Raw genomic sequence first — 25,140 nt, 5'->3', positions numbered from 1 at the left:
TTAATCCCAAATATTGGTTTTCTTTATTTCATCCAAAGTTTGTTGAATGTCTTCAGTTACGATAGTAATATGCCCCATTTTACGACCCTTTTTCGCTTGTGCTTTCCCATAAAAATGAAATTGCCAATCTGGTTTTTTATCGATCAAATGATAGCTTTCTAATAACTGCTCGCCCAATACATTGACCATCACTGCCTCACTCAATAAACGGACTTTTTTACTTAATGGCCAACCACATATTCCCCGAATATGGGCATCAAATTGACTCATCGAGCATGCTTCAATGGAGTAATGTCCCGAGTTGTGAGGTCGTGGTGCTAATTCATTCACATATAAACCACCAGTTTTTGTTAAAAACATTTCAATGCAAAGTACGCCAGATAAGCTCATTCCTTCAGCGATGACTCGAGCGATCCGCTCTGCTTCTTCAACAACCTCATCAGCGATTGCTGCTGGTGCAATCGTTTCATGTAAAATGTTGTTACGGTGGATATTTTCGACCACTGGAAATGTACTATAATCCCCTTGTCCGTTTCCAGCAACTAAGATCGAGATTTCTTTTTCAAAGGGAATCCATGCTTCCAATACACAGGTCCCTTCCCTTAGTAAATCCATTGCTGGCGCAAGGTCTGCCCGACTTTTCAAGACGTATTGTCCCTTGCCGTCATATCCACCTCGTGTCGTTTTCAACACACAAGGATAACCAATACCATCAATGGCATCTTGAATATCGGTTGGACTTACAATTGTCGCATAAGGAGCAATAACGATATTATTCGTTTCTAAAAAAGATTTTTCTAAAAGACGATCTTGGGTGATCGCTAATAAATCAGTTCCTTGAGGAATAAACGACATAGAAGAAATGGCATTTAATGCTTCCACACTGACGTTTTCAAATTCATACGTGATAACATCTGTTCGTCTAGCAAGTTCTTCCAATGCAAAAGTATCATCGTATGTTCCTTGAATATACCAATCAGCTACTTGAGCTGCTGGACAATTCGTTACAGGATCAAGAACCCCGACTTTAAAGCCCATTTCTTTTGCACTGATCGCCATCATCCGTCCTAATTGTCCGCCACCGACAATTCCGATCGTTGATCCAGGCAACAAAGGTTTAACCAAGTTGATCACTACTTTCTATCACAGTTTCAGCTAACATTAACCGTCTTTTCGCTAACTTAGCCTCCAACTTTAAATCATACATTGAAAGCATCTCAACCGCAAGTAGTCCAGCGTTAATTGCCCCCGCTTTTCCAATCGCCGTCGTTGCCACAGGAACACCACCAGGCATCTGGACAATAGATAACAGCGAATCTAATCCGTTCAATGTTCGTGTTTGTACCGGAACGCCAATTACTGGTAAGGTTGTTTGAGAAGCCACCATTCCTGGCAGATGAGCGGCTCCACCTGCTCCGGCAATGATCACTTTGATTCCCCTTGCTCGTGCTTCTTTGGCATACTGAAACATCAAATCAGGTGTACGATGCGCAGAGACGACTTTCTTTTCATAAGCCACCTCAAACTCTTCTAGAATCTCGCAAGTATTTTTCATCGTTTCCCAATCAGATGTACTCCCCATAATTACTGCAACCTTGATTGTCATACATTTCTCCTTTCTCTACTTTCACATTCATATTTTAGCAATCGGTTTTTTTGATGTCAAAGAATTTTCGAATATTATAAAGATTTTCATCTTTAATGTTCGTTATTTATATCAGCGAAAAAACGAGAGTGAGACAATCGTTCTTTCTCAAAAAGAAAATAAGTTCGATTTTGATGTTTATTGTCAAAATCGAACTTATTTTTTGTTATGCGCACTTTCCTCTCCATATATTTTCCTAATTTTCTTAAATTTAATGCCATCAGTGCCAAACCAATACCAATCGTTGCTCCATGTTTTCCACGTAAATGGAAACGATGGAACGCCAAGTGAGCCTTCAGATATCCGAACGCGGGTTCGACATCCATTTTTCGTTTCCGATAAATCGAACCAGCTTTCTCCTCTAGAAGCTTTTTTCTGCATTCTGCTTTGAAATAGCGCCAATTATTATTTACTTGAATTTTTCGCTTTTGTTCACTTTTCGCACGCGTACATTAACGACGGACTGGACAGTTCCGACAATCCTCACATTCATAGATTTTGAAATCTTGAATAAAGCCACCTTTATCTATTCTGCGACTATAATTTTTGAACGGTACCGGACGATTCGCTGGGCAAATATAGGTGTCTTGTTCTTCAAAATAACGCCAATTCTCCACGTTAAACGGATTCTCCTTGTCCTTCTTTTTATTTTCTTTGTGGTAACTTCCATAGGTAATCAAGGGGGTTTTATGTAAAACATCGTTGATATACATGTAAATTTCTTCGCTACCATACCCTGCATCTGCCACAATGTACTCCGGCAACTCCTTATGTTGGTCTAAAAAACTATCTAAAAATGGCTTCAATGTTTTGGTGTCTGTGGGATTCGAAAATAATTCATAGCTCAAAACATACTGATTTTCGGTGGTGATTTGTAAATGATAACCTGGTTTGAGCTGTCCATTTCGCATATAATCGTCTTTCATCCGCATAAAGGCGGCATCAGTAAATGTTCTACATCTAGTGGTAAAGTTGTTTAATTGATGGTATTATTTTTAAACATAAAGCACACTCCTTTGATTTTTGTTTAAGCACTTGAATCATACAAGGTTGTGTGCTTTTTGTGTGCCTTAAAATCAAAATAAAATGGGACAATAATCAGATTTTTTCTGACTATTGTCCCACTCTCTAATCTTAGTATGTTTTTGTAAATGGAAACAATAAATTTCGTGGGAACTATCATATCCTTTGTATAGATTTATGTAATTATCCATTATACAAGTAGAAGAAAAGAGTAGTTTTTCATCTTTTCCTAACAAAAGAAATTATTAGAATATAACAATAACCTTAACGTGTTAAGATTGAACTATGAATAAAAATAGAGGAGTGAAGAGATGAAAGAATGGTATGAAGGGTTTTACTTTACAAAAGATGAGATTAACAGTCAAAGAAAAATAACTGAAAAAGCAAAACACGCCCTTAATGTGAAACATGAATATTCATCAGCGAGCAAAGTGGCGAAAGAAAACTACGAAAAAGAAAATAAATGCTTGGAATATATGAAAAGTCATCATCAAGAAGAAAAGGATCAACCAGCATTTAGCGCAAAAGAAATAGATGAAGCAAAAGTACAAGTGTATAAATTGGAAATGCAGCATGCTCGAATATCCGATCCTTTTGGCAATGAAGCATTAAAAATATCAGAAAAACTTAAATATGCCAAAAACAGATACAATCATATGGAAAACATAAATAAACCCAAAGTACAACGACAGCAACAAGCGAAAGAGGCAGAACAAGCAACGGCTAATTTGGGCATGTTACAAGCAAAGAGAGAACAAAGAGGAGAACCTGATGATAAAAAAATTAAGGTGTATATGGACAATTTTAAAGAGTCAAACAACCAGTTAGAAGTAGAATACAATAACTTAACGACTAACAGCCCTGATAAAAATGAAAAACTCAAAGAAAACCAATTTGAGGAAATCACAAACACTGTGCAGTATGTTAAAGATAATAAACATAAAATGTCCCAGTTAGATAAAAAAGTGACTAGCATCCAAGATAAATTAAGTAATGAAAAAGAGAAACGAGAGAACATAAAAAATCAAATAAATGAAATAGATAATTCGTCATTTTTCAATAAAATTATAGTGTATTTTACAGGCGAGAAGAGAGATTTAACGAAAAAGTTAAACACAAAAGATCAAAATATAGCAATGTATACTAAACAATTGAGTACGATATCTGTAGATAAAGCAGCATATATAATGGAGAGTGAAGCAGCAATAGATAAAATGTTACCCATAAGTCAAGAAAAACATGCTGAGCTTAATGCTTTAAAAACGAATCTCAAAACTTTGATGAATGAGGTGAATCATTTATCTAAAAATACACAAGTAACCCAACAAATTGATCCCAAATTCAAGGATGATTTGACAAACTTAGAAAATTCGAATAAAATACTTTCGGAAAAAATTAATAATTCAATAAAAATAGTTCAAAATTTAGCTGACCAAAAAAAGGAATTTGCAACAATGAGGGGGCAAAGTACATTTATTGATCTAAAAGATAGTGCGAAGGAAAAACAAAGTGAAATTGTAAGTCAAGGGAAACAAACTGAAAAAAGTAAACAACCAGATAAATCAGAGCGAGGTTCCTCTTTTGCATAGCATAAATAGCATATAATAAGTATAGAATATTGATTTTAGCGTATACATAAAGAAATAAACTAGAACGAGGTTGAGACAAAGGTATTTAGCGTCAAGAAATAAGCAGGAATTTCCAAAATTTGCTTTTCAACTTTTTGGTCAATCCCTGCTTATTTTTCGAAGATGTTACTTTTGTCTCAGTCTCATTTTTAGGACGATTCAAGTTATTTTTTTGCTAATGCTTCTTCAATAATCTCTTCATCTTTTTTCAACCCGTTAAAAATAAGATTCAAAACGATCGCTGTCACGCTACTCATGACAATCCCATTCCCCGTAAACATTTGAACTGTTGGGGGTAATTGGCTAAATAAAGTCGGCATAATATTGAATCCTAAGCCAAAACCAATCGAAACAGCAGTAATCAAGAGATTTTTGTCATTCGTAAAATCAACTTCCATCAACATCCGAATACCTTGAACAGCAACCATCCCAAACATGACTAACATGCCGCCACCTAGAACTGGCTCTGGAATGATTTGTGCCAAAGCACCTATTTTAGGAAATAATCCAAGAATAATCAAAAAAATTGCAGAGAAATAAATTGGCTTTCTTGTCTTGATACCTGAAAGTTGGACTAGCCCAACATTTTGAGAAAAACCAGTGTAAGGGAATGTATTGAAAATCCCACCTAAAATAACCGCCAGACCTTCGGCACGATAGCCTTTTTTCAATTCTTCTTCTCCCACTTTTTGTCCAGTGATATCCCCTAGCGCAAAGTAAACACCTGTTGACTCTACCATACTCACAATAGAAATAATGATCATCAACAATATCGACCAGACATCAAAAGTTGGTTTTCCAAAATAAAAAGGTTGAGGCACGTGAAAAACAGGTGCTTGACCAATCGCACTTAAATCCACCATTCCCAGTACAGCAGCTAAAATACTCCCGCCAACTAAACCGATCAGTACAGCAATCGAGCGAACAAACCCTTTAGCTAACATTTGTACTCCGACGATCAGTGCAATTGTAACGAAAGCTAGCAATAAATTGGTTTGATTTCCAAAATTAGTCGCAGATGAATCGCCACCGCCCATTTTTTCGATTGCAACTGGAATCAACGTCAACCCAATCACGGTAATGACCGTCCCAGTCACGATCGGCGGAAATAATCGTTTGATCTTTGAGAAAAATCCAGACACTAAAACAACAAAAATACCAGAAGCGATAATCGAACCATAAATTGCCCCAACACCTTGGTCGCTCCCAATAAGGATCAGTGGTGCAACTGCTTGAATAGCACAACCTAAAACAACTGGCAACCCAATACCAAAAAAACGATTAACCGTCAATTGTAATAATGTTGCTAAGCCACACATAAAAATATCAATCGAGATCAAGTACGTCATTTGCTCTTGATTAAACCCTAGTCCCGTACCGATCAGCAAAGGAACAGCAACTGCCCCAGCATACATTGCTAAGAGATGTTGTAAACCTAATACTGCGGCTTGGCCATTTTTTGTTTCTTTCTCCACCTTTATGCATCCTCCTCAAGAAATTCAACTTGTCCGTTGGATAATGCCGCAATTCGTGCCAATGAAACAACTTTCAAGCCCATTTCTTCTAATAGCTGACGGCCATCTTGGAACGATTTTTCAATCAGGATGCCGATTCCTTCGACTCCTGCACCTGCTTGGCGGCACAATTCAACCAACCCTTTCGCCGCTTGACCGTTCGCTAAGAAATCATCAATGATTAAAACCTTGTCCTCTGCAGATAAAAATTTACGAGAGATAGAAATCGTACTAGTCACTTGTTTTGTAAAGGAATAAACAGAAGTAGTCAACAATTCTTCATCCATCGTCAAGCTTTTGGCTTTTCTGGCAAAAATCATTGGTACATTTAATGTCTGTGCCACAAATAAAGCTGGTGCAATTCCAGAAGCTTCAATCGTTACCACTTTAGTGATTCCTTGATCTTTGAAAACTTCCGCAAATCGTTGGCCTATTTGTTCCATTAATACCGGATCCACTTGATGCGTCACAAAGCTATCTACTTTTAAGACGCCTTCACCTAGCACACGGCCATCTTTTTGAATACGTTCCACTAATTCTTTCACTTTATTTTCCCCTTTTTCATTTATTGATATCAAAGCTAACCACTATTCGACCTCATGGATCACCCTTTCAAGGTTTCAAGCTCGTGCGAAATACGCAAAAATGCCTGCTTTTTAAACAAAAAAACCCTTTTACTAAATAAGTAAAAAGGGTGCAAGACACTCTTTCACTTATAGTCCAGCATTTACGGTGCTGGCTAGAAACTGTCATCCTTATCATGACGATATATAAGTGGGCTATATCACTACGTTCCTTCGATCCTCTTAAGAAACAAAATAGTGATCTATTTTGCTCAAGTAGTCTAGAAGTAGCTTTAATAAAATATGTTTGATTGATTCAAGCATTCATAATCGTTGTTTGGCACTTTTAATGTTAGCTTTTGTTCCAAACGATGAAAACAGTTTAACATCTGTTTCAGAAAGTGACAACCAACTTTCACTATTTTTTTCTAAAATCTAATATTTTTGATCTCATTCTGCAAGGTTGTTCGGTATTTCTGACAGAAATAAAGAGAAAAAAGAGAATTTACGTGAGTGCCACGATTTTTTCTCTTTTTTGACTTGTTTTTGATTTTTATGATTCCTCTTGCTTTTCAAGTTGTCGATACTTTTCCATTTTACGACTAAATAATTCCCCGTTACTTGGAGGAGTATAGGTAATAGCGTTCGCTCCAGCTTTGATCGTATCCAAGATGCTTTGATCTGTTGGACCACCAGTAGCAATAATCGGTAGTTCCGGATACTTTTCTCGGAAAAATTTTACCGTTTCAGTTGTTTCTTTCCCTGCACTGATATTGATGATCGTAATACCTGCTGCCAATTTTTCATCGATTTCTGTATATTTCGATGTCACTGTACTAATCACTGGGATATCCACTGCACGACAAACTTCTTGAACTGTTTCAAGTGGTGTGGGTGCATTTAAAACGACTCCTAACGATCCTTGCGCTTCAGCGAATAAGCTCATGTAAGAAGAGCGCGTACCTTGCGTTAGACCTCCGCCAACACCTGAAAATACTGGAATGTCTGCTGCTTCGATAATACTTTTAGTGATTGCAGGATGCGGAGTAAATGGGTACACAGCAATCACGGCATTTGCATTTGTATTACGGACAATTGCTATATCAGTAGTAAAAATAATCGATCGGATCAGTTTTCCAAAAATCTTAATACCACTTGCCTCCATAATGACCTCAGGTACTCTAACGATATCTTTTCGTAGCTCGGTCATAATTTCAGGGGTAAATTGCTCTGCCATCTTGCCACTCCCTTTTTCATAGTTATTGATCATATTGATCCAAGTGATAGGTTTCAATGACTTGGATAATTTTTTGTGCGTAGGAAGGGTCAGTTGCGTAGCCTGCGTCTTGCAGTGCTTGGGCAGCTTCACGATAGTTCGTAGCCGTGATCACTTTTTCATATAATGCTGGATTCCAATCTACCCCATTCACAAAAAGTTGTGTGTGAGAGTCCATCGATTGTTCCCATGAATCATACACACGAAAATCTCCTTGGATCGTGACCCATTCTTCATTCACAAATTCCTTTGTTTCTAAATTGACCTTTTTTTGATCACCATATGCTTTAATTCCAAAAAGATTATTGTATTGACTGGCTAACGTACTCTCGCCCCAGTTTGATTCAAGAATTGCCTGACCTAAAATGATACTTGGGAGAACGCCATAGCCGGTTTGTAATTCTTTCGCATGAGGAGCTAATCGATCAATAAATTGTTGATGTGTTTGTGCCTCATTGTTATTCTGTTCTTGCCCAACAAGAGGCGCTGACAACCCTCGTAAAGAGAGAACAAAAGCTATCATCAACAATATTCCACCAAAAATCACAGCAATCAAGCGTAATGAATTACGTTTTTGTTTCTTCCATTTTTTTTTGGCCATTCACTACTCCTATTTCTTTTGTAATTGTTCTAAGTATTCTTCTAATGTGATATCATGTTTCGAAATATAGGCCGCACTTTCTTCTCCAACATAACGTAGGTGCCATGGTTCATACGTGATTTTTGTGATATCTTGACGATCTTTAGGATAACGTATGATAAATCCATATTTAGGCGCATTTTCAGCAATCCATTTTGCCCCTGGTTGATCTCCATAACTTGCCTCTAAAAGCTGTGAAGGATAATTATTATACCAATTTTCATCCACTACATCGACCGCTAAGCCTGTATGATGTTCGCTATGTCCAGGGACGGTGATTGTTTGTTTCGTGATTGCTGTCGCCTCTTCCTCTGAAACGTGTTGACTACTCATCACTTCTTGGACATTTTGTGTAAACACCTGTTGCTGTGCTGCAACCGAACGATATGCGGAGACCATCACTAAAGGAAACCCTGCAGATTGTGCTGCTTTGGCAAAATCTTCATAATGGGATACGATACGTTTATCGATCAAATAACCATTGGGCAGTGATGCCAGCTGCGTGTCTTCATTGATTTCTTTTTCGATTTTATGATCAGGTCCTACCAAGACAAGATCCCAATCGGTCGGTTGAACCTTTGGTAAATCTTCACTTTTTTTGGTAGAATCCTTCACTTTAGTTTCTTTGGAACTCTTTGTTGTCTGTTTGGTTACTTGTTCAGTTGTTTGATTTTCTGCTTGGACGTCAGATTTCATGTGTTGCTCGCTTACAAAGATGTACCCCATTGCGACAACCATGATCACAACTGCTCCAAACCCTAAAACTTTATTCACTCTTAAAAATCCTCTCATTCCTTTTTATGTTCATTTTTTTCATGAACATAGGTTTCTTCTAAATTCTCGTTTACCCAATCCAACAGTTCCAATTTCTCGCCTTCGATCTGTCTTTGAACGTCTGCAGGTAATCGAAAGTTCAAGATGTCGTCATAACCCCATTCATCATAATTAATACTTACCTTCAAGTCAAGGAACCCTGTAAGATATTGATCGTTTTTTAATGGAATCAATTCGACTTTGGCAGGACCATCCGTTAACCATTTTTGAGCGATTCTCGTTTTGATTTGTTTATACTCTGCCACTGCAGTCGTCCTTTTTTCAGGGAAAATGATCGTTTGTCGTAAAATCTTTTGCGTAAGCATCCATTCATAATCAGTAAACAGGTTTTTGATTTTCTGCATGGTTTCAGATGGAAGGTTCTTCTCTCCTCGTTTCCAGCCTTCCCACTGCGCTTCGTCAATTACTAAATAGTCCTCTAAAAAATTCTTTTCTGTTGCGTACTGTTCCAGTAATACACTAAGAATTAAATCAACATAAACTTGATGCATAAAAGTTTCCCCCTCTACTCATTTTACTTAAATTTCAAAAAAAATTCACTACGGCTTTACTTTTTCTTATTAAAGTACTCTAACACAAATTTTAACGATTCATTTGGTATAATTAAACAAGGACAATGGCATTTTTTCATTTCATTCACTATATTAAATATAACACGAGAAGGAGTTTTGAAGTATGAAAAAGTATCAATGGGGAATCATTGGCTTAGGAAATATTGCACATGAGTTTGCGGAACATTTTGACCAAAAAACAAGCGAGTTGGTAGCAGTTGCTTCACGAACAATAGATAAAGCAGAAGCATTTGCACAACGCTATCATATTCCTAAAGCATATGGTAGTTATCAAGAAATGCTTAATGACCAAGAAATCGATATTATTTATATTGCCGTTCCCAATCGTCAACATAGTCAACATATCATGGAAGCATTAGCAGCGAATAAGCATGTTTTATGTGAAAAAGCGATCACCATGAATAAAAAAGAACTGACCGAAGCAATGAGATTAGCAGAAGAAAAGAATCTAGTGTTAGCAGAAGCGATGACGATTTTCAATATGCCATTGTATCAACAGTTACGTTCTTTGATCGATACAAACAAGCTTGGGGCATTAAAAATGATTCAAGCACCATTTGGCAGCTATAAAGATCCCGACCCAACCAATCGCTTTTTCAATCCTGAATTAGCTGGTGGTGCTTTATTAGATATTGGGACATATGCCGTCTCGTTTGCTCGTTTCTTTTTGAGCTCTCAACCAGAAGTTATTGCATCAACAATGGTACCATTTGAAACAGGTGTGGATGAACAGTCAGTGACTATTTTAAGGAATAAAGAAAATGAGTTAGCAACGATCAGTCTGACTTTCCAAGCCAAAATGCCTAAAGTGGGAATCGTTGCCTTTGAAGAGGGCTATATCACCATCACCGATTACCCTCGTGCGGATCGTGCGGAGATCATCTTCAATGACGGGACAAAAGAATGGATCGAAAGCGGCAGCACCGCGCAAGCCATGAATTATGAAATCGAAAATATGGTCAAAACTATTAAAGGCGAACTCCCTAACCGTTCGTTGTTTCTGACCCACGATGTCATCGAGATCCTTGATGGGATGCAAAAACTTTGGCAAAAATAAGCTCCTTGAAATAAGCTGGAATTTTTCTAAACATGAAAAGCTGTTTAAGCAACGGAGACATCCCCAATGCTTAAACAGCTTCTCTTTATTTCATTCATTGAACTGAATAATTTAACCAATCGATTGTTGCGAAAATTCCGCTTTGATTTCAATAAAGCTCTTAAAGGATTGCAAAAATTGAAACAATTCTGCTCGATCTTCAAATTCTAAACGTTCTTTGGGCATAGCCATGTCCCGATATAGTTCGTAGACTTCTTCAATCCGCTTCAATAATTCTTTCCCATCATTCTTTTCAGAAAAAGTTTCTGCAGTATAAACCAACAAGCCGTAAATATGCTTGCCATAAGGAACCGGGTCTTGGATTCGATCCAGATTCCCCTGCATATCTTTGATCACGTTGATTTGGGTTCGACGCATTGAAAAATACGTTTCATAGTATTGCGTTTGTTTCACCCAGTAATTCTCTTGGTACTTCCTAGCATCGCTCTGACTTTCTCTTACGAAAGCCAACAATTTATCACAAAGCAGTTGATTGTTGGTATTTCTTCCAGTCAGTAGGAAATCAGCCATGTTGTTTAAAATGATACGAAACTCTTCTTCGATCAATTGTTGATTTTTTTGTAGCTGTTTTTTGATATCCGGCATATAGATATTCGCTACTAGTGCAAAAAAAACACCGATAGCCATTAAACTTGCTGCATTACCGATCAACGACCAACTCATATTTTTTTCACTTAAATAGTGTGTGACTAGCACAGAATTTACGACAATTCCATCCGTCAATTTTAACCCAACAGTCAGAGGAATAAACAGTAGTAGGAATAAGCCAAACCCCAAGATCGTATAATCAAAAATAAAAAAACTAATAAAAGCAATCACAGTCGCTAAAATAAATGCCGCAATCCTTAACATCCCAGTTCTTAAAGTTGAACGTTTCGTGTTGCCCACACTTAACAAAGCAATGATTCCTGCTGAAGGCCAAAACAATAATGAAAACATTTGGGCGGTAACCATGGACAACATACTACTAACCACTGTTTTCACGGTCCTCATTCCGATACGCATAAGCAACCCCTCTCTTTTCTTAGAATTATACTAAAAGACTTAGCTAAAAACTAGCAATCTCTTTAAAAGTTCGTTATCCTATTAAAAAGGACTAAAAGGAGAATAAGCGATGGAATTTGGCCGTTTTCGTTTAGGAATGCGAACAATAAAAAGCGCATTAGCAGTTTTTTTATGTATTTTATTTTTCCACGTCACTGATCGAGGACTACCGATGATTGCTGCATTGTCAGCTGTTTTTTCCTTGCGCCAAGATTTAACCACTACTGTTTCCTTTGGTCGTTCAAGAATCATTGGCAATTCAATCGGCGGCTTTCTCGGAATCATCTATTTTTTAGTAAAGAACTATTTTCACAATGATTTTTTAGTGGAATTATTTCTGCTGCCGGTTCTAGTGGTCATCGTCATCGTGGTATCTGACGGAATCAATAATAATTCTGGGATCATCTCAGCAATCGCCACTTTGTTGTTGATTGCCCTGAGCGTTCCTCAAGGCGAATCCTCTTTATATGCGATCCAACGAGTCTTAGACACATTCATTGGAACCTTTATCGCCATCGGAATCAATTTCTTTCTCCGTCCACCTGAGACAGAAAAGAAAGAAGAGCTTGTAGAAGACTTAGTTGAGCTGCAAAAAAAAGAAGCGTTGCTTAGAGAAAATTTGGCAGAAGTCGAAGAACAGATCAAAAAACACAAAAATAGCTAATACATAAATAAACAAACCAGTCTCTTCAACATGAAAGAAACTGGTTTGTTTATTTTTCTAACTAATTTAAACAATAGTTATTCTGCTTGATCGGGTTGTTCCCCGTTTTCATAGAGATTAACTTGTTTCATCGTTCCACGATTAGAGAGATTTTCGATAATGTCTTTGATATCTAATCCTGTTGTTTCTTTCAACGTTTCTTGAGTGGAAGCTAAGAGATTGGTAGCATAGTTAGTCACCCGGTTTGCTCCGCCATTTTCGCTTGACCCGTTACTGGTATCAACCACTGAGATTTTCTCAATGTTTCCTAATGGTTGTGCTGCTTCTTTCATTAATTGTGGTAACATCTCGATTACCATACTCAAGACCGCTGCTTCACCATATTCTTTGAACGCATCTGCGATTTTGGCTTTGGCTTCAGCTTCGGCCGCTCCTTTGGCTAAAGTCGCTTCCGCTTCCGCTTGACCAGCTAACCGGGTTTTATTGGCTTCGGCTTGTGCCAGTGCTTCAACGCGGAATTGTTCAGCTTCGGCTTCAGTTACTTCTTTTACCTTTTGAGCTTGTGCTTCTTGTTCTTTGGCATAACGATCCGCATCAGCTTTTTTCTTCACTTCTGAATCGTATTGTTTCTCACGACGAATGATTTCTTTTTCTTCTAATTCAATTTGTTTTTGTCGTTCAATGACTTTTACTTCCATTTCTTGTTCAACAACATGTTGCTGCGCCCGAGCGCTTTCCAAGTTATAGGCTTGGTCTGCTTTGGCTTTTGCAATATCTTGTTCTTGCTTGTAAGAAGCTAGTTTTAATTCTTTTTCTTTGATTGATTCTGCAATTTCCGTCTGTCTTTGTAGTTCCGCTGCTTGAGAATCTTTTTCAGCTTCTGCTTTTTTAATACGTGTTTCTTTTAACGCTTCTGCTTCCGCAATATCTGCGTCACGTTTCACTTGGGCGATCCGTGGTTTCCCTAAAGAATCTAAGTAACCGTTTTTATCACGGACTTCTTTGATCGTAAACGAAACAATGATCAATCCCATTTTCGCTAAATCAACAGATGCTACTTCTTGAACGCTTTGACTAAATTTGTCGCGGTTTTGATAAATTTCTTCTACAGTCATCGAACCCAAAATGGAACGAAGATGCCCTTCCAAAACTTCTCTTGCTTCATTTTCAAGTTCCTCACGTGTTTTACCTAGAAACTGTTCTGCAGCAGTCGCAATCTCTTCCACTGAAGAACCAATCTTGATGATCGAGGTGCCATCACACATCACTGGTACCCCTTGTTCGGTATAGACTTCTGGCGTCGAAACATCTAACTTGCTTGACAAGAGACTGATTCGATTCGAGCGTTGAAAAACTGGTAAAACAAATGCTCCGCCACCACGAACGATTTTGATTTTATTATTACTTTCATCTGCGTGGACATTTTTACTGCCTAAATAACTCCCGCTAATAATTAATGCTTCATCTGGTTTGGCAGTTTGATATTTTGCTACAAAGACGATCAGTAACATTAAAATGATCAAGACTGCAATAGCAATTGCGATATAAACCCCTGATATTTCCATTTCTTATACACTCCTTCATATTTTTAGCATGCCTTCATAAGGCGTTACATAACAAACTCTTTCTTTTACTTCAATGATCAAGACCTGTTCCCCTTGCTTAGCTGGTGAACTTTGTGGGGCATAAAAGCATGCAGGTCGCGTAATCGAACCAGTCACACTTTTTAATTGGATCTCTCCCATCCCTTTTAATGGTATGGGTGTAACTACGATCGCCATCTGTCCTTCAAGAGTTTTTTCTGATGCAGACAACGTACTTTCAGCATTTTTCATCGGCATTCGGACATAAAAATTGAGCAAAAACACTAAAACAGTTGCAATCGCCCCACTTGAAATCAATAGAAACAGCGAATCTAATTCTGTTAAGCGCTCTCCTAAATACCCAAACAGGCTGGTAAAAGTTAGCCAAGGGACAATGAGTATCGGGTCAATTGGACCATCGAAATCAAAAATATCTCCAAAGACTAGCAGAAAAACTGCAATCCCCGCACAAGTTAAAAGTGTATACCAATAAATCGTCTCTAATGCCACCCCTCCAATCATGTAATCGCCTCCTCCTCTGTTTTGTTCTATCATACCAATAGAATAACTTTCTGTATAGTTTGATCGATAATTTTGTTTTACCAATTTCCCAATGACGATTTAGCCAGTGGGGCGGACACCCCACCGGTAACAAAAGAACTTTGATGCGATCGTTTATTATTTTTGTTCGCTTCTTTTCTTTAAAAAGAAAATGGCTTATGCATCTAGTTTGTGAGTTGATTTTACCGTCATCCCTACAAAAGCTTTCTCTAATTCAACAAGAAGGAATAAAACCAATCCAGGTAGTAAACTGATGCTTACTTCTTGGACAGTCAACGAAACTGTCCCAATCGCAATTTTTAATGGTGGGAACACTAACATCAATCCTTGTAAGAGGATCATCGCTCCAATCGAATAGAGTAATGCCCGATTTTCAAAAAGATCTTTTGTCAGACTAAATTCAGTCACTCTTCGACAATTAACCATGTAGAAGGCTTGTCCAAAAACCATCGCATTGATCAGAACGGTTTGTTTCGCTTCAGCAGGAACAAAATCCATTGCAACGAACCCTAAAATAGTCATGATGATCCCAACATATAAAATACGCAAAAGTGCATATTTTGATAGGATTTTTTCGTCAATTGGTCTCGGTGGACGATTCATAACATCTTGATCTGCTTTTTCAAAACCCAACGCGTATGAAAGGGTGATCGAAGCGACTAGATTTAACCACAAGATTTGTACAGTAGTTAAAGGTAATGGGAAATTTCCTACCAATGAAAAGAGCAATAGTAATCCTTGGGCTAAACAAGTTGGCAAATAAAAGAGAATCGTCTTTTTCAAATTATCAAAAATTCTTCGTCCTTCTTTCACGGCTTTTGCAATGGTCTCAAAATTATCATCTACCAACACCATGTCTGCTGCCTGTTTGCTAACATCGCTCCCTTTGATTCCCATAGCGATCCCGACATCGGCTTTTTTCAAAGCTGGCGCATCATTAACGCCGTCCCCAGTCATTCCAACAATTTCATCTTGTTCTTGGAGATAGGTCACAATAGCCAATTTATGTTCAGGTGTCGTCCTGGCAAAAACATCATTCTCACGGACAGCGATCTTCCATTCTTCTTCTGTCAATTGATCTAGTTCCGTTCCCGTAATCGCCGTTTTAGCATTTTTTAAACCTAATTCCTCAGCAATCGCTTTTGCTGTTGCTTGATGATCGCCAGTGATCATTTTTACTCTGATCCCTGCTTGTTGCATTTCCTTGACTGAAGCAATAGCTGATTCCTTTGGCGGATCAATGATGCCACTAAGCCCAATCATCACCAGCTCATTCGTTAATTCTTCATGTGACAATTCACGATCCTTTAACTCTTTCATTGCAAACGCTAAGACACGTTGGCCTGTTTGCGCTAATTGTTCGTTTTTTTGTAACCACATAGCATGATCTATCTGTTGTTGTCTTCCATCTGATCCCAGTTCATATTGCACTTTATTCAGTAAAACATCTGGCGCACCTTTCACAAATAAGATCCTTTTTCCTGCAATCTCATGGACGGTGGCCATATACTTGTAAGCTGAGTCGAAAGGAATTTTATCAACGACTGGATAAAGTTCGATCGGTTGTTGATTGGTCCATTTTAATAAAGCTAATTCCGTGGCATTACCTGAAGTTGGACATACTCCTTGAGTTAGTTGGGTTTCTTGACAATTATGCATCGCTTCAACAAGCCAAGTCTCATTTTTGGTCCAGTTTTTTTCTTCAAGCATTTCCACCCCATGGTTCGCTTCTCTAGTCGCTAAGCTAACCAATGTCATTTCATTTTTAGTCAGTGTTCCTGTTTTATCTGAACAAATTACTGTCATTGCCCCTAACGTTTCAACTGTGGGTAGATTTTTGACGATTGCTTGTTTCTTTGCCATTCGATTGACACCCGAAGATAAAATAATCGTTAAGATCGAAGGAAGTCCTTCTGGGATAGAAGACACGATCAAGGCAATGACAGCTGTCGCTATATAGCCCCAAGTCATGCCATAATAAAAGTAGGATACGGTAGCTAACAATAAAATCAACGCAGCGATTCCTTTAAATATACTAGTATTCATTTCTTTGATTTTCTTCAATAACGGTGTTTCTTGTTCTGTGATCGACCCTAATGAAGTGCTGATTTTCCCGATTTCTGTAGCAGTTCCGACCGCGACTACGATACCTACTCCTCTGCCTGATTCCACTTTAGTCCCAGAAAAAGCCATATTCGTTTGTTCCGCTAAAGGAGTCTCTAGCGGTAACGGTTCGGTCGTCTTTTGGATCGCATGGGTTTCTCCAGTAAGAATTGCTTCATCAATTTGTAAGTTGAACGTTTCACTCAAACGAACATCTGCAGAAACGATATCTCCAGCAGCTAATACGATTTGATCCCCCACCACTAAATCAGCTGGTGCAATCTCTTTTTGCTGTCCCTTTTCGATGATGACTGCTTTTTCACTAAGTAATTCCGCAATGCTGTCTAAAGATGAAGCTGCCTTTCGTTCTTGTAAATAGCCGATCAGCGCATTTAAGAAAACAACTAAAAAAATCATACTGCCTTCAATATATGCGCCTGTAAAAAGCTTAACGATCGCAGCTCCTAGTAAAATGTACATCAGTGCATCATGAAAGTAAGAAAGAAATTTTTTCCATTCTGGAACTTTAATACCATTTTCTAAGACGTTTCTTCCATACTTAAGTTGTCGTTCGTTCCTTTCTTGTTCGTTCATTGCTTTTTTTACCATTAATTTTTCTTTGATTTCTATGATTGATAAGGTGTACCATTCTTTCATTTTTTTCCTCCAATAATTCTTACTGATCAAATCATAAAGGTTAGAGTGACTCTAAGGTCAAGAAAAATTTAAGCAAATCTATCTATGTAGAATAAAAAAATCAATTCCATTCACATTTCCCCCACGTTTCGTAGTAAAATAACCTTACTTAAAATGACTGATCAATGGAAGTGATGATTTGAAAATCAATGAATTAGCAAAGCTCTATGATATTACAGCCCATACTTTACGCTATTATGAAAAATTAGGTTTGATTACACCGGATTATGATGAAAATGGCTATCGAAATTATTCTTACGAACACATTGAACAACTGAATACCATCCGTGACCTACGTTATTTTGACGTCTCCATTACTGAGATCGCCGATTATTTGAAGCAAAAAGAAATCAGCAAGACAAAAGAATTATTAGCTTTTGAAATCGAGGCACTTCATCAACTCATCAGTGACTCACAAAAAAAAATCGAACTATTAATCGAACGTGTTCAGTTAATTGAAGAAGCAGAAAGCATAGACTATCAAGAAGTGCTATTAGTGCAGCAACCGAAAAGACTGATTCTTAAAGCTTCTACGGTTGCAACGGATGAACAAATCGACTTTTCGTTAAAAGAACTTCATAAAAAATACGAACCTTTATTAAGCACTAATAATCAAAATCTTTTTGGTAGTATCATCCATTTAGAAGAAGATCCTTTTACCTATCAAGTATTTTATTTTTGTCCTGACCTTACGATTAAAAATGAAGATGCTGAGATACTCCCTGCTGGAAATTATCTTAGTTATAGTTTTAAAGGTGACTATGAACAAAGGAAGAAAGGAATTGCTACCATCATGAACTACCTGACTACCCATTCGCTTCATAGAGCCAGTCCATTTTATGAATCTTATCTGATTGATTTTCACGAAACGAATAAGCCAGAAGAATATGTGACGCGTTTAGAAATTTTAGTTGAATCGTAGCTTGGGATAACTAAATATTTATACAAAAAAACTACGTCTCATTTGACATCAAATATCAAACTCAGACGTAGTAACTCTTTTATAAATCAAGAATAAAAATTTGCTACTAAGTGCTACGAATCAATAAATGTGAAGACTTCAAGTAAGCCCCCGCAAGCTTCGTCATTTTTGACCGTAATATGCATGCATCCCATGTTTTCGATAGTAGTGCTTATCTAAAAGATATTGTGGAATAGATTGCATAGCAGGATTAATTTTTTCATTTTCTTTAGCCATTAAGCATATTTCGTCTAAGATCAAGCTATTCTCTACCGCCTTTGCAGGGGTTTCACCCCAAGTAAATGGGCCATGTCCATAAACGAATACACCAGGAACTTCAGTGGGAGCTAATTGTCTCTCTTGAAACGTTTCAACAATCACATGACCAGTGTTTCTTTCATAAGCACTTTTAACTTCTTCTTCAGTTAATTGCCGTGTGCAAGGAATCGTTCCATAAAAAGCATCCGCATGAGTTGTTCCATAGGCAGGCAAGTCTCGACCAGCTTGCGCCCACATGACTGAATGTGTGGAGTGCGTGTGGACGATAGCATTGATTTTTTCAAAAGCTTGATACAAAATCACATGAGTCGATAAATCAGAAGAGGGCTTCATCCCATCTTCTTCTAGCGGATTTCCAGCTAGATCAGTCACTACCATTTGTTCGGGAGCCATCTGTTCATACTTTACACCACTAGGCTTGATCACGATCACCCCAAGCACTCGATCAATCTCACTGACATTGCCCCAAGTCAACTTAACTAGTCCATATTGAGGTAGTGCCAAATTTGCTTCATAAACACGTTGTTTCATTTCTTTAATGATCGGATTACGCAAACTCATAACCTGCCTCCTTTAGCTTCGGATAAAGATAGCTTTTTGCTGCTGCGATTTCTTTTTTAAAATCCGGATTTTTTTCACTCCACATTTCAATTAAAAATGACCCATTATAATTCATCTGTTTGAGTTTCTTTAACAAACCCTCAAAGTCAACACAGCCTGCGCCAAAAGGAACATCACGAAATTGACCTGATGATTCAGTTGTTACTGGATAGGTATCCTTTAAGTGGATTGAAGAAATCCAATTGATCCCTTTTTCTAGTTCACGTTCTGGATCGTTTTCTTGCCAAGCCGAAAGGTTACCAAGATCTGGATAAACTTGAAGATATGGTGAATCAATCTGGCGTTTGATTTCTAAAAATTTAGTGATTGAATTCATAAATGGATCATCCATAATTTCAATTGACAAGATTATTCCATATTCAGAAGCTATTTTGACGCTTTCTTCAAGTCCTTCAATAAATAATTTTCGTGATAGCCTTGTTTTTTTTTCATAATAGACATCGTATCCGGCTACTTGGATAATTTTGATACTTAAGCGCTGAGCAAGTCGGATCGCTTTGACCATCAATTCTTTGGCTTTTATCCGATACGCTTCATTTGAAGAGCCAAAAGGAAACCTGCGATGACCACTCAGACAAATGGAATTGATCTGTATGCCCGTCTCTTTCATGTCTTTGCGTATTTGATTGATCATCTCGTCAGACCAATTGAGTCGAGCTAGGCGTTCATCTGTCTCGTCAATCGACATCTCAATAAAGGAAAAACCAAGTTCCTTTGCTAATAAAAAGCGCTCTTTCCAAGAGATATCTTTTGGTAGTGCCTTCTCATAAATTCCGATTTGAGCCAAGTCTATTCCCCCCAAATGCGAATCATTTCTTGTTTAAAATCATTGGCTGCTTTTGCAGGATCGTCCGCACTAGAAATCCCTCTTCCAGCTATAAAAGTTTCCACTTCAATCCCTGCGAATAATTTCAATGTTTCCACGTTTAATCCACCTGTCACAGAAACTGCAAAGCCCATTTCTATCAATTTCTTTACTTTTGTCAGATCCCGTTCTCCCCAAGTTTCACCAGAAAGTAATGCATCTCGACTTTGATGATAGATCACCTGTTGGATACCGATCCTCCTCCATTCAGCTGCTTGTTCATAGGTCCAATCCCCATACAGTTCGACTTGCAATGCCTTCACTTCTTTTTGAGCTGCTTCCATGGTTGGCAGAGTAGCACAGCAGATAACAGTCATAAAATCCGCACCGGCATCAGTTACATTTTTGGCTACCGTTCCCCCGGCATCCGCACATTTTGTATCAGCAACAATTGTTTTCCTTGGAAACATGCTACGAATACAGCTGATGGCTTTGCGCCCCTCTTGCAGACATAAAATGGTTCCAATTTCAATAATATCGACAATATCCCCTACTTGAAATACATCTGCTAATGCTTGTTCTAAATCATTATGATCCAAAGCAATCTGTAATTTTGGTCTGCTCATTTTGTCTTCCTCTTTTATTTAGATTTTTGATACAACGCTGATTCACCAATTTCTTTGGCTGACATGACATTTTTAATGCCAATCACTGTAATTCCTTTTTTCTCTGCTTGGATAAACATATTCAAAAAATTGACTGGTGTAAAAACGACATCATACTGAGTCGCAGAACTTTTTCCTTCAGAAATTGCACAATGATGGATTTTGGTAATTGACACACCTAGTTCTTTCATTGCCTTTTCGACGCTTCTCATCATCATCAAACTTGTTCCCGACCCGTTTGCGCAAGATACTAAAATTCTCATTATGTTTTCCTCCTATGTGTTCATTTTAATTTTATTGTTGTATTTAATTCTCGTTGTGATATTTTTCTGCATATTGCTCATAATCATCGACGATCAAAAAGTACCCGTCTGGATTTTTACGGTATTGTAATTGTGGAATAATCAATAGCCCAACCACGACTAATGCGATACCAACATACCCCAAAAACTTCATCATTACAGTAAATAATGGCCAAGCAGTGGCCCAGTCAAACATACCGAGATAGCCACCATATTTTGACATGCCGATCCAAGTTGCAAAAACGGCCGATCCACCAACTTGAATGATTCCAGAAAGAAATGGGAACAGACAGGCGGCTTTGAAACCACCTCGATTGTTGGCAAAAACTGCGATAACTGCATTGTCAAAGAACAGTGGAATAAAACCAGCAATCACGATGGTTGGTGATTTGAACAAAATGAGTAAGGCAATCATCAAAAATTGACCTAAGGCACCAAACAAGAAGCCAATGGTTACGGCGTTAGGTGAACCAAAACCAAAAGTAGCAGCTACGTCAATCCCAGGAACCGCACCTGGTAGGATTGTATTTGAGATCCCTTGAAAAGATTGTGTTAGCTCATCCACGAAAGTACGGACTCCTAATTGTAAAATGGCTAGGTAGACAGCAAAATTCAATGATGTTGTCATAATATAGAACAAGAAACTTTGTCCTTCTTGCATAAACTGTGCTTGAATCAAATAATCTTTTCCTAGCACTAACAAAATAATTCCAAAAAATAAAAGCATTAATAAAGAAGTTGCTACCATATTTTCATTAAATATAGATAAAAAACCTGGTAATTCAATATCTTCCAATTTTTTATCCACTTTTTTAGAGTGTTCTTTTTTTTGATCACGTTTCTTTAAAAACTCGGCTAACTTCGCAAATATATAGATACCAAACATTTGCTGATGTGCCACAGAAAAACCCGCGCCCTCGGTTAACTCCTGGGTGATACCAACTGTTAAATTAGAAGCTACTGCCCAATAACAGCCTAAAATCAGTCCCATAAAAATCAGAACTTGAATTCTTCCTAAAGAGGGAAAACAAAATAATAATATCCAAAAAGCAGTTGCAGATTGTTGAATCTGAACATTTCCAGTTGTAAAAACCGAACGTAATTTTGTATATTTTTGAAAACGAACGAGTAAGATATTCATAACAAAAGCAATCAAAAGTAAAATCATGACATCCCCAAATGTACGACCAAATGTTTCCTCTAATCCAGAGTCAACGGCATTTTGTCCAAAATATGGATCGGTGACCATCGCATCCAGATTAAACCGTTCTTTTAAACCTACTAAAATGGGGCGGAAGTTGTTTACTAATCCTCCTGAACCAACCGTCAAAATGAAGTAACCGACTGTTGCTTTCAAGAAACCAGCAATACACTCATAAAATGGACGTTTCAAGAGAATGTACCCTAGCAGTACAATAAAACCAATCAGATAAGCTGGTTGAGTTAAGATGTTTGTAGCGAAATAAGTCCAAATGCTCAATAAAAAATCAGCCATTCTTTTTTCCTCCTATAAGTTATACTCTTGCATCACCACTCGATAGTCTTCAATCGAATCGGTATCTGCCAAACGATCAATTAGCCCATCTATCATCAACAACTCAGACAATTTTTGAATATTTTCCATATGCTGATCTACATTTTTGGCTGCTAAAGTAAAGAATAAACTTGCTGATTTTTCTTCTTGGTCGAATTGAATGGGTCTTTTCATTTTAGTGAATGATATAGCTGTTCCATAAACTCCTTCACTATCTGCTGAAGAATGTGGCATTGCCACTTTGGGAACAATCACGATATAAGGACCATGTTCTTCTACACATTGGATGATTTCATCTACGTAACTTTGATCAATCAACTTTTTATCTAATAATAGTTGACAGCTTTCAGCAACAGCTTCCTTCCAATCAGTAATTTCTTTATCGGAATATTTCACCAAGCCTTGATCCAAAAAATATTTCAACATGTTGTTAGCCTCTTTTCTATAAGAATGACGGGAATGGTGTATCGTTTTCTACAGAAAATACATCCTCAAAACCACGGTAGAAATTAAATTCCAGGTCGTCTTTGTTCGTTGGATAGGTAAACTTGCCTCCTACCTGCCAGATATATGGTTTAAAATCGTACTTCAAGCGATCCTTTTTAAACTTCCATATTTCGGTAATTTCTTTTGGATCAGCCATAAAATTTGCCCAGATATCATAATGAACAGGGATGACTACTTTAGCCTTTAATGACTCAGCCATTCGCAACATATCGACAGAAGTCACTTTATCCGTGATACCTCGTGGATTTTCACCATATGCACCTAGGCAAACATCAATAGTATGTTCGTTCCCATGTTTCGCAAACATATTAGAATAATGAGAGTCTCCAGCATGATAAATATTTCCACCCGATGTTTCAAATAGATAATTCACAGCGATCTCATCCATTTCTTGAGGTATTTTCCCTTTTAAAGTTTCCTCTGGATCTTCACAAGTGACTAATGCTGTACGGTCAAATGCTTCTAAAGCAACGATAGTTACATCCTCAATTTTGACTTCATCTCCTGGTTTGACGATTATCGTTTTCTCTTTTGGAATTCCCCAGTTCAACCAAGTATTTACTACTTCTTGAGGACCAATGAATTTTGCATTCGGACAATTTTGATGAACAGCAGCTGCTGTATTGATATCCAAATGATCCGAATGGATATGCGTGACAACTAAAGCGTTTACACTTTTCATTTCAAAAGGGTCAATCACAAAAGGTTGCGTCCGCAAGTTCGGTTGCATTTTTTGAACCCCACTCATTCGCATCATCTGATGCCCTTTTTTCATCATCCCATTTCCATGACTACGTTTACCTGTTCCACACCATAAATCACACAAAATATTTGTCCCTTTATGCGTCTTTAACCAAATCCCGGTACAACCTAACCACCACATCGCAACCGTTCCTTCTTTTACTTCTTCTGTTTCGATCTCTTCATTCAAGTAGATACCCCATTCAGGAAATGTTTCTAAAACCCAATTTTCTTTTGTGACATCATTGACATGTTTGCTCATTGTAATTCTCCTCTCAAGAACTTTCTTTTGTTGACATCTAAATCATAATATGCAATGACAAACATGAAAACCCTTTTATATGACTGTTTGTTATTTATATGATCGTTTTTGTAAGTTAATTGATTTTTTTAGTATGATATATATAGTTAATAAACTTTATATGAATCTTTGAAGCAATAAAAATCATATACATAGGCAACAAATAGGAGGGTAAATAATGAAAAATTCCATTGTCAATATTGAGAAGCGTCAAAAGGATATTTTGGAGCGATTACAACAAAAAGAGCAAATGACAACATATGAGTTAGCTGAATCTTTAAAAGTCTCTATTAGTACAATACGCAGAGACTTAAATTTATTAGAAGAAAAAAATGAGATCATTCGTCATTACGGGTTCTGTTCTTATAATTATGATAATCGTACAGACTTTGATCAATCTGGACCAGAACGACTAAAACAATCAATCGCTCGTGAAGCTTGTAAATACATCAATGATTATGATACCGTATTCATTAATTCTAGTTCTACTGCACTTAAAGTGGTTGAATATGTACGTGCCAATCACCTGACAATTGTCACAAATAACGTAAAAATCACTTACTCCCCTCATAAAGAAAACTGCAATTATATCTTGACTGGAGGTGAGATGCGTTTTCCAAAAGAAGCATTAGTGGGTGATATCGCATTAAATACCATTTCTTCAATGAATGCTGATGTCTGTATCATTGGTTGCAGTGGTGTGTCGATCGATAATGGCGTAACAACTAAAATTCTCAATGAATCAACGATCAATGAAATGATGATTCGTCAAACGTTTAAATGTAAAATTCTAGTTGCTGATCATCGCAAAATTGGTTTAACATCAAAATTTAAAATTGCAGATATTTCTGTTTTTGATTATTTGATTACTGACCAGTTTTGTTCTGAAAAAGTAATCGCTGAAATCAACAATGTTGGGGTGAAAGTCATCCAAATCAGTTAAAAAAAAAGCCGGTGTGAA

24 protein-coding genes, 1 pseudogene and 1 riboswitch are annotated in these 25,140 nt (G+C 37.5%); of the genes and pseudogenes, 5 read left to right on the top strand and 20 right to left on the bottom strand.

What is annotated here, in order from left to right; translation table 11 throughout:
- From purK to IGJ32_RS05295, 3 genes and pseudogenes are all read right to left on the bottom strand, one after another.
- Positions 1–1,125, bottom strand: coding sequence for a 5-(carboxyamino)imidazole ribonucleotide synthase (gene purK / locus IGJ32_RS05305; protein ID WP_172595681.1), 1,125 nt, complete (start codon positions 1,123–1,125; stop codon positions 1–3).
- A complete protein-coding gene (purE, locus tag IGJ32_RS05300) occupies positions 1,118–1,606 on the bottom strand; it encodes a 5-(carboxyamino)imidazole ribonucleotide mutase (protein ID WP_010719389.1) in 489 nt (162 codons plus the stop codon). The genes purK and purE overlap by 8 nt, the downstream gene beginning before the upstream one ends.
- A 106-nt stretch (positions 1,607–1,712) precedes the next feature.
- A pseudogene (locus tag IGJ32_RS05295) lies at positions 1,713–2,598 on the bottom strand (transposase); the annotation flags it as partial.
- Between the two features lie 381 nt (positions 2,599–2,979).
- On the opposite strand from IGJ32_RS05295, the gene IGJ32_RS05290 reads away from it, so the two are divergent.
- A complete protein-coding gene (locus tag IGJ32_RS05290; RefSeq protein ID WP_207427898.1) occupies positions 2,980–4,257 on the top strand; it encodes a hypothetical protein in 1,278 nt (425 codons plus the stop codon).
- A gap of 203 nt (positions 4,258–4,460) precedes the next feature.
- On the opposite strand, the gene IGJ32_RS05285 is transcribed toward IGJ32_RS05290, so the two are convergent.
- The 6 genes from IGJ32_RS05285 to IGJ32_RS05260 form a co-directional block, all read right to left on the bottom strand.
- A complete protein-coding gene (locus IGJ32_RS05285) occupies positions 4,461–5,771 on the bottom strand; it encodes a nucleobase:cation symporter-2 family protein (protein ID WP_010719392.1) in 1,311 nt (436 codons plus the stop codon).
- A gap of 2 nt (positions 5,772–5,773) precedes the next feature.
- Positions 5,774–6,355 (bottom strand): xanthine phosphoribosyltransferase, encoded by a 582-nt coding sequence (locus tag IGJ32_RS05280; RefSeq protein ID WP_010719393.1) that lies wholly within the window; start codon positions 6,353–6,355, stop codon positions 5,774–5,776.
- Between the two features lie 151 nt (positions 6,356–6,506).
- Positions 6,507–6,604: riboswitch (purine riboswitch) on the bottom strand.
- Between the two features lie 322 nt (positions 6,605–6,926).
- On the bottom strand, positions 6,927–7,610 hold the full coding sequence (locus IGJ32_RS05275) for a hypothetical protein (RefSeq protein ID WP_010737428.1): 684 nt from the start codon (positions 7,608–7,610) through the stop codon (positions 6,927–6,929).
- A 22-nt stretch (positions 7,611–7,632) separates the two neighbouring features.
- Positions 7,633–8,250: a glycoside hydrolase family 73 protein gene (locus IGJ32_RS05270; protein ID WP_010737427.1), complete on the bottom strand. Its 618-nt coding sequence runs from the start codon at positions 8,248–8,250 to the stop codon at positions 7,633–7,635.
- A gap of 9 nt (positions 8,251–8,259) precedes the next feature.
- Complete coding sequence (locus IGJ32_RS05265) at positions 8,260–9,063, bottom strand: M15 family metallopeptidase (protein ID WP_342082094.1); 804 nt, start codon at positions 9,061–9,063, stop codon at positions 8,260–8,262.
- A 14-nt stretch (positions 9,064–9,077) separates the two neighbouring features.
- Positions 9,078–9,614, bottom strand: a complete 537-nt coding sequence (locus tag IGJ32_RS05260; RefSeq protein ID WP_014834723.1) for a hypothetical protein — start codon at positions 9,612–9,614, stop codon at positions 9,078–9,080.
- 184 nt (positions 9,615–9,798) lie between these two features.
- Between IGJ32_RS05260 and IGJ32_RS05255 the strand changes: the two genes are divergently transcribed.
- Positions 9,799–10,752 carry a Gfo/Idh/MocA family protein gene (locus IGJ32_RS05255; RefSeq protein WP_342082093.1) on the top strand — a complete coding sequence of 318 codons (954 nt, stop codon included), beginning with the start codon at positions 9,799–9,801 and terminating at the stop codon, positions 10,750–10,752.
- A gap of 111 nt (positions 10,753–10,863) precedes the next feature.
- Here the strand turns inward: IGJ32_RS05255 and IGJ32_RS05250 are convergent, their stop codons facing one another.
- Positions 10,864–11,817 (bottom strand): aromatic acid exporter family protein, encoded by a 954-nt coding sequence (locus tag IGJ32_RS05250; protein WP_034700359.1) that lies wholly within the window; start codon positions 11,815–11,817, stop codon positions 10,864–10,866.
- A gap of 109 nt (positions 11,818–11,926) precedes the next feature.
- Between IGJ32_RS05250 and IGJ32_RS05245 the strand changes: the two genes are divergently transcribed.
- Positions 11,927–12,520, top strand: coding sequence for an FUSC family protein (locus tag IGJ32_RS05245; protein ID WP_010719400.1), 594 nt, complete (start codon positions 11,927–11,929; stop codon positions 12,518–12,520).
- A gap of 77 nt (positions 12,521–12,597) precedes the next feature.
- Here IGJ32_RS05245 and IGJ32_RS05240 read toward each other — a convergent pair whose 3' ends face one another.
- The 3 genes from IGJ32_RS05240 to IGJ32_RS05230 form a co-directional block, all read right to left on the bottom strand.
- A complete protein-coding gene (locus IGJ32_RS05240) occupies positions 12,598–14,085 on the bottom strand; it encodes a flotillin family protein (protein ID WP_010719401.1) in 1,488 nt (495 codons plus the stop codon).
- A gap of 15 nt (positions 14,086–14,100) precedes the next feature.
- Positions 14,101–14,625, bottom strand: a complete 525-nt coding sequence (locus tag IGJ32_RS05235; RefSeq protein WP_010719402.1) for an NfeD family protein — start codon at positions 14,623–14,625, stop codon at positions 14,101–14,103.
- Between the two features lie 195 nt (positions 14,626–14,820).
- Complete coding sequence (locus IGJ32_RS05230; protein ID WP_081129127.1) at positions 14,821–17,424, bottom strand: HAD-IC family P-type ATPase; 2,604 nt, start codon at positions 17,422–17,424, stop codon at positions 14,821–14,823.
- A 178-nt stretch (positions 17,425–17,602) separates the two neighbouring features.
- Between IGJ32_RS05230 and IGJ32_RS05225 the strand changes: the two genes are divergently transcribed.
- The gene (locus IGJ32_RS05225; RefSeq protein WP_010719404.1) at positions 17,603–18,385 is read left to right on the top strand and encodes a MerR family transcriptional regulator; all 783 of its coding nucleotides are present in this window, start codon (positions 17,603–17,605) and stop codon (positions 18,383–18,385) included.
- A 162-nt stretch (positions 18,386–18,547) separates the two neighbouring features.
- Here IGJ32_RS05225 and araD read toward each other — a convergent pair whose 3' ends face one another.
- The 7 genes from araD to ulaG are packed head-to-tail and all read right to left on the bottom strand — an operon-like array spanning position 18,548 to position 24,140.
- On the bottom strand, positions 18,548–19,264 hold the full coding sequence (araD, locus tag IGJ32_RS05220; RefSeq protein ID WP_240210696.1) for an L-ribulose-5-phosphate 4-epimerase AraD: 717 nt from the start codon (positions 19,262–19,264) through the stop codon (positions 18,548–18,550).
- Positions 19,251–20,111, bottom strand: a complete 861-nt coding sequence (locus tag IGJ32_RS05215) for an L-ribulose-5-phosphate 3-epimerase (RefSeq protein WP_342082092.1) — start codon at positions 20,109–20,111, stop codon at positions 19,251–19,253. Before IGJ32_RS05215 ends, araD begins: the two co-directional genes overlap by 14 nt.
- 2 nt (positions 20,112–20,113) lie before the next feature.
- Positions 20,114–20,755: a 3-keto-L-gulonate-6-phosphate decarboxylase UlaD gene (locus tag IGJ32_RS05210; RefSeq protein WP_010719407.1), complete on the bottom strand. Its 642-nt coding sequence runs from the start codon at positions 20,753–20,755 to the stop codon at positions 20,114–20,116.
- Between the two features lie 14 nt (positions 20,756–20,769).
- Positions 20,770–21,057 carry a PTS sugar transporter subunit IIB gene (locus tag IGJ32_RS05205; RefSeq protein WP_430610880.1) on the bottom strand — a complete coding sequence of 96 codons (288 nt, stop codon included), beginning with the start codon at positions 21,055–21,057 and terminating at the stop codon, positions 20,770–20,772.
- Between the two features lie 43 nt (positions 21,058–21,100).
- Complete coding sequence (locus tag IGJ32_RS05200; RefSeq protein WP_010737417.1) at positions 21,101–22,591, bottom strand: PTS ascorbate transporter subunit IIC; 1,491 nt, start codon at positions 22,589–22,591, stop codon at positions 21,101–21,103.
- Positions 22,592–22,603: 12 nt separating this feature from the next.
- On the bottom strand, positions 22,604–23,056 hold the full coding sequence (locus tag IGJ32_RS05195) for a PTS sugar transporter subunit IIA (RefSeq protein WP_034866766.1): 453 nt from the start codon (positions 23,054–23,056) through the stop codon (positions 22,604–22,606).
- A 16-nt stretch (positions 23,057–23,072) separates the two neighbouring features.
- Positions 23,073–24,140 (bottom strand): L-ascorbate 6-phosphate lactonase, encoded by a 1,068-nt coding sequence (ulaG, locus tag IGJ32_RS05190; protein WP_342082090.1) that lies wholly within the window; start codon positions 24,138–24,140, stop codon positions 23,073–23,075.
- A 217-nt stretch (positions 24,141–24,357) separates the two neighbouring features.
- On the opposite strand from ulaG, the gene IGJ32_RS05185 reads away from it, so the two are divergent.
- Positions 24,358–25,122, top strand: coding sequence for a DeoR/GlpR family DNA-binding transcription regulator (locus IGJ32_RS05185; RefSeq protein WP_088775693.1), 765 nt, complete (start codon positions 24,358–24,360; stop codon positions 25,120–25,122).
- The last annotated feature ends 18 nt before the right edge of the window (positions 25,123–25,140 follow it).

The sequence above is a fragment of the Enterococcus sp. DIV1639a genome (genome assembly GCF_050530445.1).
Lineage (GTDB): Bacteria > Bacillota > Bacilli > Lactobacillales > Enterococcaceae > Enterococcus_B > Enterococcus_B hirae.
Note: the sequence above shows the minus strand (reverse complement) of the source record. Positions and strands in the feature narration are given on the sequence as shown.

What these genes read in the sequence shown, in the direction of transcription:
- IGJ32_RS05245 (WP_010719400.1), top strand. Translation starts at nt 11,927, where the DNA reads ATGGAATTTGGCCGTTTTCGTTTAGGAATGCGAACAATAAAAAGCGCA.
- IGJ32_RS05200 (WP_010737417.1), bottom strand. Translation starts at nt 22,591, where the DNA reads ATGGCTGATTTTTTATTGAGCATTTGGACTTATTTCGCTACAAACATC.
- purE (WP_010719389.1), bottom strand. Translation starts at nt 1,606, where the DNA reads ATGACAATCAAGGTTGCAGTAATTATGGGGAGTACATCTGATTGGGAA.
- ulaG (WP_342082090.1), bottom strand. Translation starts at nt 24,140, where the DNA reads ATGAGCAAACATGTCAATGATGTCACAAAAGAAAATTGGGTTTTAGAA.
- IGJ32_RS05275 (WP_010737428.1), bottom strand. Translation starts at nt 7,610, where the DNA reads ATGGCAGAGCAATTTACCCCTGAAATTATGACCGAGCTACGAAAAGAT.
- IGJ32_RS05210 (WP_010719407.1), bottom strand. Translation starts at nt 20,755, where the DNA reads ATGAGCAGACCAAAATTACAGATTGCTTTGGATCATAATGATTTAGAA.
- araD (WP_240210696.1), bottom strand. Translation starts at nt 19,264, where the DNA reads ATGAGTTTGCGTAATCCGATCATTAAAGAAATGAAACAACGTGTTTAT.
- IGJ32_RS05195 (WP_034866766.1), bottom strand. Translation starts at nt 23,056, where the DNA reads ATGTTGAAATATTTTTTGGATCAAGGCTTGGTGAAATATTCCGATAAA.
- IGJ32_RS05230 (WP_081129127.1), bottom strand. Translation starts at nt 17,424, where the DNA reads ATGAAAGAATGGTACACCTTATCAATCATAGAAATCAAAGAAAAATTA.
- IGJ32_RS05255 (WP_342082093.1), top strand. Translation starts at nt 9,799, where the DNA reads ATGAAAAAGTATCAATGGGGAATCATTGGCTTAGGAAATATTGCACAT.
- IGJ32_RS05185 (WP_088775693.1), top strand. Translation starts at nt 24,358, where the DNA reads ATGAAAAATTCCATTGTCAATATTGAGAAGCGTCAAAAGGATATTTTG.
- IGJ32_RS05290 (WP_207427898.1), top strand. Translation starts at nt 2,980, where the DNA reads ATGAAAGAATGGTATGAAGGGTTTTACTTTACAAAAGATGAGATTAAC.
- IGJ32_RS05235 (WP_010719402.1), bottom strand. Translation starts at nt 14,625, where the DNA reads ATGATTGGAGGGGTGGCATTAGAGACGATTTATTGGTATACACTTTTA.
- IGJ32_RS05250 (WP_034700359.1), bottom strand. Translation starts at nt 11,817, where the DNA reads ATGCGTATCGGAATGAGGACCGTGAAAACAGTGGTTAGTAGTATGTTG.
- IGJ32_RS05240 (WP_010719401.1), bottom strand. Translation starts at nt 14,085, where the DNA reads ATGGAAATATCAGGGGTTTATATCGCAATTGCTATTGCAGTCTTGATC.
- IGJ32_RS05270 (WP_010737427.1), bottom strand. Translation starts at nt 8,250, where the DNA reads ATGGCCAAAAAAAAATGGAAGAAACAAAAACGTAATTCATTACGCTTG.
- IGJ32_RS05205 (WP_430610880.1), bottom strand. Translation starts at nt 21,057, where the DNA reads ATGAGAATTTTAGTATCTTGCGCAAACGGGTCGGGAACAAGTTTGATG.
- IGJ32_RS05260 (WP_014834723.1), bottom strand. Translation starts at nt 9,614, where the DNA reads ATGCATCAAGTTTATGTTGATTTAATTCTTAGTGTATTACTGGAACAG.